Source organism: Paracoccus simplex (assembly GCF_042648325.1).
Taxonomy (GTDB): Bacteria; Pseudomonadota; Alphaproteobacteria; order Rhodobacterales; family Rhodobacteraceae; genus Paracoccus; species Paracoccus simplex.
In genome coordinates this window covers 130,552-143,938 of sequence record NZ_JBHRXE010000043.1, presented here as the reverse complement: position 1 = coordinate 143,938, position 13,387 = coordinate 130,552, and the positions used below count along the sequence as shown (strand labels likewise).

Genomic DNA, 13,387 nt, shown 5'->3' with positions numbered 1-13,387 from the left:
CGCGACCGGCCCCGGCAAGACGTTGCGCCGGCGCGACCCGGACCGGCGCGGGCGTCGGTGCAACCGTCCGCCGCTCACAGGCAGCACATCGGTGAAGGCTTCACCCGGCGGTCCGGCTCGGAACGGACGCAAGCCGGCCCGGCCCGGCCCGGCCCCGACCGGCCCGGACCGGCCGCTCGGCGGTGGCCCCGTGCACGCATGGTGTACGCCCGGTGTACGCGCGCTGCACGGCTGTCACAGCAAAAAGCCCAGCATTTGCTGGGCTTTTCTTTGCATCCGCCCATGCCCGACCCCGCCGCAACGCGCGCTGCCGTTGCGCGGGGGACCATGGAAGCGTTGCGACACCGGCGCGCGGCGCCCTCAGCTCCGCAGCACGCCGCCGGTGGCCTTGCTCACCTTCTCGACGATTTTGGCGCCGACCGCCTCGATCTCGGCATCGGTCAGGGTCTTGTCCTTGGGCTGCAGGCGGGCGGTGATGGCGATGGACTTCTTGCCGCCTTCCAGCCCGGTGAACTGGTCGAAGACCGTCACCCGCTCGATCAGTGCCTTGTCGGCGCCCGCCGCCGCATTCACCAGCGTCAGGGCCTCGACCTGCGCGTCCACGACGAAGGCGAAATCACGCTCGACCGCCTGCAGGTCCGACAGCAGCAGCGCCGGCCGCGACGGCGTTTTCGCCTTGGGCAGCGGCACCGCCGCGAGGCGGAGGGTAAAGCCGACCGCCGCGCCCTTCATGCCGAAATGCCGCAGCACGCGCGGATGGATTTCTCCAAAGGTTGCCAAGGCGTTAGGCCCCAGCGCGATATTGCCCGCCCGGCCCGGATGCCACCAGCCGTCCAGCTTGCGGTTGATCTGCGCCTTGGCCGGTGCGCCGATGATGGCCAGCACCGCCTCGGCATCGGCCTTGGCGTCATAGATATCCACCTTGCGCCGCGAACCATAGGGATCGCGCGGCGCGGTGGCGCCGACCAGGATGCCGGACAGATGCAGGTCCTGCTCGCCCGGCTCGCCGCCATGGAAGACCGGGCCGCATTCGAACAGCGCCAGATCCATGAAGCCGCGCGCCTGGTTGCGCGCCGCCGCCGCCAGCAGGCCGGGCAGCAGGTCGGGGCGCATATGCGTCATCTCGCTGCTGATCGGATTCTCGATGCGGACGGCATCCGAACCGCCGCCGAACAGCGCCGCCGCCTGCGCGTCGATGAAGCTGTAGGTGACGCATTCGTTATAGCCAAGGCTCGCCGCCATGCGCCGCGCCGCCTGCTCGCGGCGCTGCAAGGGCGTCAGCACCGGCTGCGGCACGCCCGCCTGCGGCCGCGGCAGCGGCTGGCCCTGCAATCTGGTCAGCGAAGCGATGCGCGCCACCTCCTCGACCAGATCGGCGCTGCCCTGCACGTCGGGGCGCCACGGGGGCACGAAAGCCTGATCGCCCTCCAGCCGGAAGCCCAGCGCCGCCAGGGTGGCGCGCTGCTCGGCCTCGGGGATATCCATGCCGACCAGGCTGGAAATCCGTGCCGGTTCAAGCCGGTAGCTTCTGGTCGTATCCGGCGCCGCGCCCGCCGTCACCACCTCGGAGGCCTCGCCGCCGCACAGTTCCAGGATCATCCGCGTCGCCAGTTCCAGCCCCGGCAGGGTGAAGGCCGGGTCGGCGCCGCGCTCGAAACGATAGCGGGCATCCGAATTGATCTTCAACGCCCGGCCTGCCGCGGCGATGGCGATCGGATCCCAATAGGCGCTTTCCAGGAAGACATCGGTGGTTGCGTCGTCGCAGCCGCTATGCTCGCCGCCCATGATGCCGGCGATGCTTTCCGGGCCGGTCTCGTCGGCGATGATCATGGTGCCGGGGGCGAAGGCATAGGTCTTGCCGTCCAGCGCCAGCAGCGCCTCGCCCTCGGCCGAGGCGCGTACCACCAGGTCGCCCTTGACCTTGCCGGCATCGAAGACATGCAGCGGCCGGTTCAGGTCGAAGGTGAACAGGTTGGTAATGTCCACCAGCGTGTTGATCGGCCGCAGCCCGATGGCGGTCAGCCGCTTCTGCAGCCAGTCCGGCGAGGGGCCGTTCCTGACGCCGCGGATCATCCGGCCGCTGAAGAACGGCGCCTTTTCAGCCATTTCCGGCGCGATCACCACCTTGATCGGCGAGACGAAGCTGCCGGGCACGGTCACGTCCGCGACCGGCTTCAGCCGACCCAGCCCGCGCGCCGCCAGGTCGCGGGCGACGCCATGCACGCCCAGCGCGTCGGGGCGGTTCGGGGTGATCTTGATCTCGATGACCGGATCGACCGCCTCGGGGCGGTGCGCGGCCAGCCAGTCCACGAATTTCGTGCCCACCTCTCCCGAGGAAAGCTCAATGATTCCATTATGTTCGTCGGAAAGCTCCAGCTCGCGTTCCGAGGCCATCATGCCGTGGCTCTCGACGCCGCGGATCTTGCCGACGCCCAGGGTCATGTCGATGCCGGGCACGTAATCGCCGGGCTTGGCCAGCACCACGGTGATGCCGGCGCGGGCATTGGGGGCGCCGCAGACGATCTGCTTCTCGCCCTCGTCCGTCAGCACCCGGCAGACCCGCAGGCGGTCGGCGTCGGGATGCTGGATGGCTTCCAACACCTTGGCAAGCGTGAATTTTTTCAGCTTCGCTGCCGGGTCGGTCACGCCCTCGACCTCGAGGCCGAGATCGGTCAGCGCCTCGGTGATCTCGTCGAGGCTGGCAGTCGTGTCGAGATGCTCCTTGAGCCAGGAGAGGGTGAATTTCATGGGCGAGGGCTCCGTCGGTTTGGGCGTCCCTTAGCGCATGGCGCGGCGGATTGGTAGGGTCGTGCACCGCCCCTGCCCGCCAGTCGCCGGTTTTCCAGCATTTGCCGGGGATTTGCGCGTGACCGGCGTACACCGCGCGTACACCGGCCATGCACCGGCGGCCGGACAGCGGACCTTGTCGGGGCCGGGCGCCGCCCTATATGTGAATGAGATTAACATGGGCATGGGAGCCAATGGACACGCAACGGGAACTGCTGATCGAACAGAGGGTCGCGAATGACGCGAAATCGCCGCTGGTCGCCTATCTGCTGGCGATCCTGCTTTGGGGCTTCGGCGCGCATCGCATGTATCTGGGCCGCTGGGCCAGCGGCCTTGTCATGCTGGCGCTGTGGGGCCTGGGCTGGCTGACGGCGCCGATCCTGATCGGCTGGCCGCTGGTCGGGCTGGTCTGCCTGTGGGCGCTGGTCGACCTGTTCCTGATCCCCGGCATGATCCAGGACGACAAGGACGAGATGCGCCGGCGGCTGGGTTCGGGCCTGCGCTGAGCCGTCAGCCGGTGAACAGGCCCAGGGTGACGAACACCGCCGCCGCCGCCAGCCAGACCGGCTTGTGCCGGTGGCCGAGGATGCCGAAGCCCAGGCAGGGCGCGGCAAGGAACCAGGGCCAGTGCCGCGCCAACCCCGGCGCGGCGCCGCTGATCCAGCCCGGCGCCATCAGCGCCAGGACATAGCCGAGCAGCGCCAGCACCCCGAAATAGCAGGCGGCGGCCAGCCCGACCTCGAGCACGGCGCGCTCGGTCCGTTCGTCGTTCCAGCGATGCGGGCGGGTCAGGTAGCCGCGCGAAAGCGTCATCACCGTCACCGCCAGGAAGGTCGCCGCGGCGATGCCCAGCACCGGCAGCAGATAGGCCTGGGTGATGGCCGAGGCGACGGGCGCCCCTTCGGTCACCCGCCCGGCATCGACGAGGCCGAACAGGCTGATCGAGGCCATGAAGGCCGTGGCATAGGCGGTGAGCGTGGTGGGGTTCGACATGCTGGCCCTTTGTTGCTGGCGTGACGGAAGACTCGCGGTCGGGCGCAAGATAGCGGCGCGCGGCGGGGCTGTCATCTGACAGGGACGTGGGCTGCGGCCTGGGCGGCGGCTTGCGGCCGGGGGTCGGCCGGCGCAGGTTGCAGGCAAGGCGGAACGGAGGGCGCAGTGAAGACGGTTCTGGTTGTGCTGGGCGTGGCGGCGATCTGCGGGACGGCGCAGTGGCTGTGGCACCTGGCGCGCGAATCGCCGCAGGGGCGGCTGATGATCGTGGCGCTGTGGGGCGTGCTGCTGGCGATGAGCCTGATCGCGGGCGAGCCCTGGGTGCTGGTGATGGGCGGCGCCACGGTGACGATGGGGCTGTGGGTTTATGCGGCGTGGCGGTGGTGGTGACCGGCACGGCAACGGCCTGCCGCTGCCGCGGATCGGCGGGCGCATCGCCGCCGGAAGGCTTCCCTGTCGCGCATGGGCCGGATGCGGCGCGACATGCCCGGCATGTGACCCGCCCGGACCGGGACAACGACCGGGCTTTTCGGGACGCGGGGCCGGCGTTGCGTCGGGCGATGGTGCCTGCTGCGACCGCCCGGCGCGACCGTGCCGCTGCCGGATCAAGGGCAGCGCCCGCCCGAGACGGGGCAAAGCCCCGCCTGGTGGGCGGGCGGGAAAGTCCGTCGTGCCGACGGCCGAGCGGGTTGGGACGCGCTGTCAGGCGGGCTGCTCGAACGGATTGCTGGCGGGCTGCTCGGCCGGTCGTTCGAAAGGATTGCTCGGCGCCGGCGTTGCGAAAGGGTTGCGGCCGTTCGGACCCGTCTCCTTGATGCGCCAGCATTCGGAAACCATCTGCAGCGCCTTGGCGCTTCCTTGCAACGGCACCGGATAGACATCGCCGTTGGGAAAGATGACGCGCATTTCGCGGCCGTTTTTCATGCTGCTGAACAAGGCGCCATATTCCTCGGGTTTGGGCGAGATCATCATGGTCGATGCGGTGGGAAGGAGATCGTCGGCCCGCCGGCTGTTCGACCCCGCCACACCGAGAAACGCAACGCCATCGACATTGATCAGGACCGGACCCAGCAACTGGCCCCAGGGAAAGGCGAAGTCCTCGTGATGATAAACGATGTCCAGCTCGTCACCATAGACCCGCAAGGTGATCCAGGCATTGCGGAATTCATGGGTCGCGGCGCAAGCCTTGATCGTACCGGCACCGGACCCGGTGATATTCTCGAATTGCCAGGCAAGGGCCTGCGAAGCTGAGAGCAGCGAGAAAACTGCCAGGGCGGGGATGATGCTGCCGCGCCGTTTCATGATGCACCTGCGAACCAGTCAAGGTTCGCTGATCGCAGCACGGAGGCGCCAACCGTTCAAGTTAACGCCTCAAACTTGAAGAATTCTCCGCAGCCTATCGCGACAGCCCGCCCGCCACGCTGGGCACATCGCCCGCAGCAAAGCCGTAATGCCGCAGCCAGCGCAGGTCGCTTTCGAAGAACGCCCGCAGATCGGGGATGCCGTATTTCAGCATGGCGATGCGGTCGATGCCCATGCCGAAGGCGAAGCCCTGCCACTGCTCCGGGTCGATGCCGCCCGCCGCCAGCACCTTGGGATGCACCATGCCCGAGCCGAGGATCTCGAGCCAGCTTTCGCCCTGGCCGATGGTCAGCTTGCCGCCCTCCCACGAGCAGCGGATATCGACCTCGGCCGAGGGCTCGGTGAAGGGGAAATGGCTGGCGCGGAAGCGCAGCTCGACCTCGTCCACCTCGAAGAAGGCGCGGCAGAACTCCTCGAGCGTCCATTTCAGGTTCGCCATCGAGATGCCCTTGCCCAGCGCCAGCCCCTCGACCTGGTGGAACATCGGCGTATGGGTCTGGTCCATGTCCATGCGATAGACCCGGCCCGGGCAGATCACCCGGATCGGTGCGCCCGTCGCCTGCATGGCGCGGATCTGCACCGGCGAGGTATGGGTGCGCAGCACATGCGGCGGGCGCGGGTCGTCCGCCGCGCGGGCCATGAAGAAGGTGTCGTGCTCCTGCCGGGCGGGATGCTCGGGCGGGATGTTCAGCGCGTCGAAATTGAACCAGTCGCTTTCGATCTGCGGCCCCTCGGCGACGCGGAAGCCCATGTCGGCGAAGATGGCGGTGACTTCCTCGGTCACCTGGCTGATCGGGTGGATGCTGCCCTGCGGCCGCGCCCGGCCGGGCAGGGTCACGTCCAGCCATTCCTGCTTCAGCCGCGCGTCCAGCGCCGCGTCCTCGAGCCCCTGCTTGCGGGCGCGCAGGGCGGCGTCGATCTCGTCCTTGAGGCGGTTGAGCGCCGCGCCGGTGGTCTGGCGCTGCTCGGGCGTCATCCGGCCCAGTTCCTTCATCATGCCGCTGATCTCGCCCTTCTTGCCCAGGGCGGCAAGCCGCACCTGTTCCAGCGCCTCGCCGTCGGCGGCGGTCGCGATGCGGTCGAGATAGGACTGGCGAAGGGCGGTCAGGTCGGACTGGTCGGACATGGGCAGGTTTCCTTGCGGTTCGCGGGCCGATTAGCACGCGCAGGCCGCAGGGAAAAGCCCGGGGGAGGGCTTAGCGGGCGAAGGTCTCGGCCACCCGCTCGGCCGGGCGGCACAGGCGCACGCCGCCGGGGCCGCAGACGAAGGGCCGCTCGACCAGCAGCGGGTTTTCGACCATGGCGGCCAGGATGTCCTCGTCGCTGGCATCCGGCAGGCCGCGCGCCTCGGCATCGGTGCCCTTGACGCGCAGGGCCTGGCGCGGGGTCACGTCGGCGGCGGCGAACAGGCCCAGAAGCTGGCCGCGGGTCCAGCCGTCGCGGGCGTAATCGACGATCTCGGGCTCGTGCCCGGCATCGCGGATCATCTGCAGCACATTGCGCGAGGTCGAGCAGGTCGGCTTGTGATAGATGGTGATCATGTCCTATTTCCAGATCGAGGCGCTGGCGCCGGGCGCCACCGCGGGATGGTCGGCCAGGCGGAAGGTCGGGGTCAGCCCCTCGGCGCGCTGGCGCAGATAGTCCCGCGTCACATAGGCGATGGTGCCGGAAAGCGCCACGATGGCGATCAGGTTGATCGTCGCCATCAGCCCCATCGAGGCATCGGCAAAGTCGAAGACGGTCTGCACGGTCTGGATCGCCCCCCAGATCACCATGGCCATGACCGCGACGCGCAGCGCAAGCACCGGCACCGGGCTGCCATGGCCCAGGAAGACGATGGCGTTCTCGGCATAAGCATAATTGCCGATGATCGAGGTGAAGGCGAAGAAGAAGATGGCGACGGCGACGAAATAATGCCCGAAGCTGCCGAAATGCTCGCCCAGCGCCGCCTGGGTCAGGGCGACGCCGGTCAGCTCGGCCGAAGGCAGGGCGCCCGACAGCAGGATCATGATCGCGGTGGCGGTGCAGACCAGGATGGTGTCGATGAACACCCCCAGCGCCTGCACGAAGCCCTGGCTGGAGGGGTGATGCGGCTCGGGCACGGCGACGGCGGCGATGTTCGGGGCCGAGCCCATGCCGGCCTCGTTCGAGAACAGCCCGCGCTTGACGCCGTTCAGCATGGCGGCGGCGATGCCGCCGGCGGCGCCGCCCGCCGCCTCCTGCAGGCCGAAGGCCGAGCCGATGATCTGGCCGATCACCCCCGGCACCAGGGCGACATTGGCGACCAGCACCCAGGCCGCCGCCAGCAGATAGGCGCCGGCCATGAAGGGCACGACATATTCCGCCACCCGGGCGATCTGCGGGATGCCGCCGAAGATGATGATCCCGGTCAGCGCCGCGACGGCGATGCCGACCACGGATTTGTCGATGCCGAAGGCGCCCTGGACCGCCTCGGCGATGGAATTGGCCTGCACGGCGTTGAAGATCAGCCCGAAGGCGATGATCAGCGCCACGGCGAAGATCACCGCCAGCCAGCCCTGCCCCAGCGCCTTCTTGATATAGAAGGCCGGGCCGCCGCGATACATGCCGTTCGGCCCGTGCTCCTTGTAAAGCTGGGCCAGGGTCGATTCGGCATAGGCGGTGGCCATGCCGACCAGCGCCACCATCCACATCCAGAACACCGCGCCCGGCCCGCCCAGCGTGATCGCCACCGCCACCCCGGCGATATTGCCGGTGCCGACCCGGCTGGCCAGGCTGACGGTCAGCGCCTGGAAGGGCGAGATGCCGTCCTTGTCGGTCGCACCCGACCCCAGCACGCAGCGGAACATCTCGCCGAAATGCCGGATCTGGAGGAAGCCCAGCCGGATGGTGAAGAAGATCCCCACCGCCAGCAGGCCATAGATCAGGACATAGCCCCAGAAGATCGTGTTCAGGAAGTCGATGATGCCGGTCATGGTGTCCCCCGTTCGCCGGGGGATTGTGTAACGGATGCGTGAGCATCGCAACCCGCCTGCCGCGGCGCGACCTGCAGCCAGACCCCGCCATGCGGGCGCAGGGTCAGGATCATGCGCGGCTGCGGCTGGCGCGCGGTCAGGGCAAAGCGGAAGCGCGCGACCAGCGTGGCAAGGATGATCACCGCCTCTTGCATCGCGAAACTGGCGCCGATGCAGATCCGTGGCCCGGCCCCGAAGGGCAGGAAGGCGAAGCGGTCGCGGGTCACGCCGGCGGCGAAACGCCCGGGGTCGAAGCGGTCGGGATCGTCCCAGAGCAGCCGGTGGCGGTGCAGCGCATAGATCGGCAGCATGATGGTGTCGCCCGGCCGCACCTCGCGCCCGCCCAGGCTGTCGTGGATGCGGGCGGTGCGCGACAGGAAGGCGGCGGGCGGATAAAGCCGCAGCGCCTCCTCGACCACCTGGCGGATATAGGCCAGGCGCGGCAGGTCGGCGGCGGTGGCGGCGCGGCCGGCCAGCGCGGACCTGGCCTCGGTCGCGGCGCGGTCCTGCACCTCGGGGTCGAAGGCCAGCAGGTAAAGCGCCCAGGCCAGCGTCAGCGCCGTGGTCTCGTGCCCGGCGACGATGAAGGTCAGCAGGTTGTCGCGCAGCTCGGCCGGGGACATGCGGCGATGCGTCTCGGGGTCCTCGCCGGCGCGCAGCAGGTCCAGAAGATCCGGAACCGGGCGCGGGCCCGAGCGCGCCCGGGCGCGGATCGCCGCGTCGGCGACGCGCTTCATCCGCCGCAGGTCGCCGCCGGAAACCAGCCGCCCCGGCCGCGGTATCCAGCCCGGCAGGCCCAGGATGTCCAGGACCGAGATGCGGGCGGCGCCGGCGATATAGGCGTCGATGGCCTGATGCACCGCATCGCGGTCGAAACCCTCGTCGCCGGAAAAGGTCACGTCCGAGATCACCTCGAAGGTCGCGGCCACGGTCTCGGCAAAGACATCGACCGGGCCCTGCGCCGCCGCCAGGCGCCGGGCGCTGGCCTCGGCGGCGGCGGTCATCACCGGGGCCAGCGCCTCGACATGGCGCTGGGCGAAGGCCGGCGCGGCGGCCAGGCGCTGCCAGCGCCAATGCGCGCCCTCGGCCACGAACATGGAATTGCCGATGGCGGGCTGCAGGATCAGCCGGGTGACCAGCGATTTCGGATAGTCCTCGACCCGGTCCTTGAGCACCCGGCGCAGCGCCTCGGGGTCCAGGACCATGTGCCAGCGCTTGCCGGTCTTGCCCGAGACCATGGGCTGGCGGATGGCGATCTCGGGGATCAGCTCCAGCACGTTGCGCCGCGCGGTCATGGCGCTGGCGATCACCCCCATCGGCTGGCGATGCAGGGGCACGCGGGCGGGATAACGGTCGGGCGGCGGGTCCAGGGTCATCGGCGGCAGAACCCGCCAGCCGCGGCCGCGGTTCCCGCCCGCCCCGCCCTGTTCACCGTTTCCCAAATACCCCGGGGGGCGAGGAGCGAAAAAGGTCCGGCGGACCTTTTTCAGCGACGACCGGGGCGGAGCCCCCGGGCAGCGCCGCCGGGCAAACCCGTTGCCCGAGGGGCCGGCCACGAAAAAACCCGCGCCTCGCGACGCGGGTCTGGTCCGTTTCAGCCTTTGCCCGGAAATCAGGCGGCGGCTTTCGCCTGCGCGACCACGGCGGCAAAGGCCTCGGGCTCGTGCACGGCCAGGTCGGCCAGGACCTTGCGGTCCACCTCGATCCCGGCTTTCGCCAGCGCGGCGATGAAGCGCGAATAGGTCATCTCGGCATCCACCGCGCGCACGGCGGCGTTGATGCGCTGGATCCACAGCGCGCGGAAGTTGCGCTTGCGCGTCTTGCGGTCGCGGGTGGCGTATTGGTTGGCCTTGTCGACGGCCTGGGTCGCGGTGCGGAAGTTGCGCGAACGGTTGCCGTAATAGCCTTTCGCCGCGTCAAGAACCTTCTTGTGGCGGGCGTGGGTGATCTTACCCGATTTGACTCGTGCCATGTCCGGTTCTCCTTAGCGGTTGTAGGGCATGTATTTCTTGACGATCTTCGCGTCCGCGTCGGACAGGATCATGGTCCCGGTCACGTCGCGGATGAATTTCGTCGAGCGCTTGATCATGCCGTGGCGCTTGCCGGCCGGGCCGGCCTTGACCTTGCCCGAAGCCGTCATCGAGAACCGCTTCTTGGCGGCCGCTTTTGTCTTCATCTTCGGCATTTTTACTCTCCTTGCGGTCAGAGTGAACGCGCGACTCGGCAATGCCATGTCGGCCGGCCGCGCGGGTGGAAGCGTGCCCTATAGACGGGCACGCGGGGCTTGGCAAGTCCTATTGGCTGGGCTGCGCGCCGGTCGGGTTCTCGGCCACCGGGGCCGCGGGCTCGGCGGAGGCGCCGTCGGCATTGCCCTGGATCGGCTTCTCGGCCTCGGGGCCGGGGGCTTCGGTGCCGGCTTCGGTTTCGACGGGCGCGGTACCGGCTTCGGTCCCGGCTTCGGTCCCGGCGGCATCGGTCCCGGTCGCCTCGGAGGGGATGGCATCCGCCGGGTCCGGCGGCTCGGCGCCCGGCGCCTCGGTCGCCGGGGTCGCCGGGGCTTCGGGCGTCGCGGCGGCCGGCGTCGGCTCGGCGGCCGGGGTCGGGGCCGAGGTCGGGGCCGGGGCGGTCACCGGGTCGCTGCCCAGCGAGACCTCGCCGCGCAGCAGGCGCTGCCAGCTTTCCTTCAGCGCCGCGACGCCGAAGGGACGCTGATCCAGCCAGGAACCGGCAAAGGCCAGCACCAGGCCCAGCACCAGCAGGATGGCCGCGCCGCGCGGCGCCCGGGTGCGGACCACCGAGACGATGGCCGTCAGCACCGAAAGCGCGCAAAGCGCCACGCCGGCCAGCAGCAGGATGTCGATCATCGGATCACCTTTCCGTTACGGATCTGTCGCCGCGGGCTTATTCCGGATCGGTGCGATAGATCAAGCGCTCGTCGCAGGGGGCGATGCGCAGGATGTTGGTGGTGCCCGGCACGTTGAAGGGCACGCCGGCCATGACCACGATCTGGTTCGATTCGTCGGCGAAGCCGAAATCCCGCGCCGCCTTGGCCGCGTTCACCACCGCCTGCTTGAAGCGTTCCAGCGACGGGGTCTTCACGCAATGCGTCCCCCAGGTCAGGCACAGCCGGCGCAGCGTGCCCTGTTCCGAGGACATGGCGACGATCGGCACCCGCGGCCGCTCGCGCGCCACCAGGCTGGCGGTGGTGCCGGACTGGGTGAAGGCGCAGATGGCGGAGATGTCGGTGGTCTCGGCGATCTCGCGCGCCGCGGCGACGATGCCGTCGGCCACGGTCTGGCGCTTGGCCTGGCGCGAGCTTTCGATGATCTCGCGATAGGTCGGGTCGCTTTCGACGGAACGCGCCACGTTGTCCATGGTCGCCACCGCCTCGACCGGATAGGCGCCGGCGGCGCTTTCGGCCGAAAGCATGATGGCGTCGGTGCCCTCGTAGATCGCGGTCGCCACGTCCGAGACCTCGGCCCGGGTCGGCATCGGGCTTTCGATCATCGATTCCAGCATCTGGGTCGCGACGATCACCGGCTTGGCCGCCGCGCGGCAGGCGCGCACCAGCCGCTTCTGGATCGGCGGCACCGAATGCACCGGCAGCTCGACCCCCAGGTCGCCGCGCGCCACCATGATCCCGTCCGAGACCTTGAGGATCTCGGGAAAGGCCCGCACGGCGGCGGGTTTCTCGATCTTGGACAGGATGGCGGCGCGGCCCTTGGCCAGCTCGCGCGCCTCGATCACGTCCTCGGGGCGCTGGACGAAGGACAGGGCCAGCCAGTCCACCCCCAGCCCGCAGGCGAATTCCAGGTCGTCGCGGTCCTTGTCCGACAGCGCCGCCAGCGGCAGCACCACGTCGGGCACGTTCACGCCCTTGCGGTTCGAGATCGGCCCGCCCGCCGTCACCGTGCAATCGGCGAAATCGGGGCCGCAGGCCTCGACCCGCAGGCGGATCTTGCCGTCGTTGACCAGCAGCTCGGCGCCGGGTTCCAGCGCCGCGAAGATCTCGGGATGTGGCAGCTGCACGCGGCTGGCGGTGCCGGGCGTCGGATCGAGGTCGAAGCGGAAGGCCTGCCCGTCCCGCAGGTCATGCGGCCCCTCGGCGAAGGCGCCGACGCGCAGCTTCGGGCCCTGCAGGTCGGCCAGCACGGCGATGGGCCGACCCGATTCGGCCTCGACCTTGCGGATGATGTCGTAGCGGGCGCGCTGTTCCTCGTGCGTGCCATGGCTCATGTTCAGGCGGAACACGTCCGCGCCGGCCTCGAAAAGCGCGCGGATGGTGGCGAAATCGCTGGATGCCGGCCCGAGCGTTGCCACGATCTTGACCTTGCGATGCCGTCTCATCCCGTTCTCCCGCCTGTTGTTTGCGCTACCGGCTGTTCTATAGCCCCATTCGCCGGCACGCGGCAACTGGCGCCTTGCGCATGGCTTGCACTAAAGATTGCCCCATGCGAGGCGAAAGAACCATGACGGCAGAGGCTTTCAGGACCATCGGGGCGGACCGCCCCTCGCGCTGGCTGATCACCTGCGACCATGCCAGCAACCGGGTGCCGGACTGGATCAACGGCGGCGATCTGGGCATCGCGCCCGCGGATATGGCGCGGCACATCGCCTATGACGTCGGCGCCGCCGGGCTGGCGCGGCGGCTGGCCGGGCGGCTGGGCGCACCGGCGATCCTGTCGGATTTCTCGCGTCTGGTGATCGACCCGAACCGGGGCGAGGACGACCCGACGCTGCTGATGCGGATCTATGACGGCACCGTCATTCCGGCGAATCGCCATGCCGGCCCGGCCGAGCGGCAAAGGCGGCTCGACCGGCTTTATCATCCCTATCACGCCGCCTATGAGACGCTGGCCTCGGCGCGGCCGGACCGGGCGATCTGCGCCATCCACAGCTTCACCCGGCAGCTGCGCGGCCGGCCGCGGCGGCCCTGGGCGGTGGGGGTGCTTTATTCGCATCGCGACGAGCGGCTGGGCAAGGCGCTGGTGCGCGAATGCCGCGACCTGGGCTGGATCACCGGCGACAACGAGCCCTATTCCGGGCATCTGGACGGCGATTCCATCGACCGCCATGCGCTGGCGCAGGGCCGGCCGAACGTGCTGATCGAGGTCAGGAACGACCTGATCGCCGACGCCGCCGGGCAGGAATTGTGGGCGACCCGCCTTGCCGGCCTGCTGGAGGGGTTCCTGGACCGCTGCGAGCTGTGACCGCCCTGCCCGCCTGCCGGCCGCGCCTTGGTCCCGCGCACG

The 13,387-nt window shown here is 69.5% G+C and carries 14 protein-coding genes; 3 read left to right on the top strand and 11 right to left on the bottom strand.

The features are described 5' to 3' along the window. Positions 1–360: 360 nt before the first annotated feature. Positions 361–2,748: a phenylalanine--tRNA ligase subunit beta gene (gene pheT / locus ACFOMP_RS15840; RefSeq protein ID WP_379032246.1), complete on the bottom strand. Its 2,388-nt coding sequence runs from the start codon at positions 2,746–2,748 to the stop codon at positions 361–363. Positions 2,749–2,981: 233 nt separating this feature from the next. Between pheT and ACFOMP_RS15835 the strand changes: the two genes are divergently transcribed. Beyond that, positions 2,982–3,293, top strand: coding sequence for a TM2 domain-containing protein (locus ACFOMP_RS15835; protein WP_289892922.1), 312 nt, complete (start codon positions 2,982–2,984; stop codon positions 3,291–3,293). A 4-nt stretch (positions 3,294–3,297) separates the two neighbouring features. Here the strand turns inward: ACFOMP_RS15835 and ACFOMP_RS15830 are convergent, their stop codons facing one another. Then, positions 3,298–3,780: a hypothetical protein gene (locus ACFOMP_RS15830; protein ID WP_379032243.1), complete on the bottom strand. Its 483-nt coding sequence runs from the start codon at positions 3,778–3,780 to the stop codon at positions 3,298–3,300. A 165-nt stretch (positions 3,781–3,945) separates the two neighbouring features. On the opposite strand from ACFOMP_RS15830, the gene ACFOMP_RS15825 reads away from it, so the two are divergent. Then, the gene (locus ACFOMP_RS15825; RefSeq protein ID WP_379032240.1) at positions 3,946–4,170 is read left to right on the top strand and encodes a hypothetical protein; all 225 of its coding nucleotides are present in this window, start codon (positions 3,946–3,948) and stop codon (positions 4,168–4,170) included. 312 nt (positions 4,171–4,482) lie between these two features. Here the strand turns inward: ACFOMP_RS15825 and ACFOMP_RS15820 are convergent, their stop codons facing one another. From ACFOMP_RS15820 to pyk, 9 genes are all read right to left on the bottom strand, one after another. Then, entirely contained in the window at positions 4,483–5,082 is a 600-nt protein-coding gene (locus ACFOMP_RS15820) for a hypothetical protein (RefSeq protein WP_019352446.1), read from the bottom strand. A gap of 94 nt (positions 5,083–5,176) precedes the next feature. Beyond that, complete coding sequence (gene pheS / locus ACFOMP_RS15815) at positions 5,177–6,268, bottom strand: phenylalanine--tRNA ligase subunit alpha (RefSeq protein ID WP_379032236.1); 1,092 nt, start codon at positions 6,266–6,268, stop codon at positions 5,177–5,179. Positions 6,269–6,338: 70 nt separating this feature from the next. Then, positions 6,339–6,683 (bottom strand): arsenate reductase family protein, encoded by a 345-nt coding sequence (locus ACFOMP_RS15810; protein ID WP_289892918.1) that lies wholly within the window; start codon positions 6,681–6,683, stop codon positions 6,339–6,341. 3 nt (positions 6,684–6,686) lie between these two features. Next, on the bottom strand, positions 6,687–8,096 hold the full coding sequence (locus ACFOMP_RS15805) for an alanine/glycine:cation symporter family protein (protein ID WP_289892917.1): 1,410 nt from the start codon (positions 8,094–8,096) through the stop codon (positions 6,687–6,689). Continuing rightward, positions 8,093–9,511 carry a cytochrome P450 gene (locus ACFOMP_RS15800; protein WP_379032231.1) on the bottom strand — a complete coding sequence of 473 codons (1,419 nt, stop codon included), beginning with the start codon at positions 9,509–9,511 and terminating at the stop codon, positions 8,093–8,095. Before ACFOMP_RS15800 ends, ACFOMP_RS15805 begins: the two co-directional genes overlap by 4 nt. 236 nt (positions 9,512–9,747) lie before the next feature. Then, positions 9,748–10,107: a 50S ribosomal protein L20 gene (gene rplT, locus ACFOMP_RS15795; RefSeq protein ID WP_011748559.1), complete on the bottom strand. Its 360-nt coding sequence runs from the start codon at positions 10,105–10,107 to the stop codon at positions 9,748–9,750. 12 nt (positions 10,108–10,119) lie between these two features. Continuing rightward, entirely contained in the window at positions 10,120–10,320 is a 201-nt protein-coding gene (gene rpmI / locus ACFOMP_RS15790) for a 50S ribosomal protein L35 (protein WP_017998717.1), read from the bottom strand. Between the two features lie 109 nt (positions 10,321–10,429). Beyond that, complete coding sequence (locus tag ACFOMP_RS15785) at positions 10,430–10,999, bottom strand: hypothetical protein (protein WP_379032228.1); 570 nt, start codon at positions 10,997–10,999, stop codon at positions 10,430–10,432. 37 nt (positions 11,000–11,036) lie between these two features. Beyond that, complete coding sequence (gene pyk, locus ACFOMP_RS15780) at positions 11,037–12,482, bottom strand: pyruvate kinase (RefSeq protein ID WP_289892913.1); 1,446 nt, start codon at positions 12,480–12,482, stop codon at positions 11,037–11,039. A gap of 122 nt (positions 12,483–12,604) precedes the next feature. Between pyk and ACFOMP_RS15775 the strand changes: the two genes are divergently transcribed. Beyond that, a complete protein-coding gene (locus ACFOMP_RS15775; RefSeq protein ID WP_379032253.1) occupies positions 12,605–13,345 on the top strand; it encodes an N-formylglutamate amidohydrolase in 741 nt (246 codons plus the stop codon). Positions 13,346–13,387 lie beyond the last annotated feature (42 nt).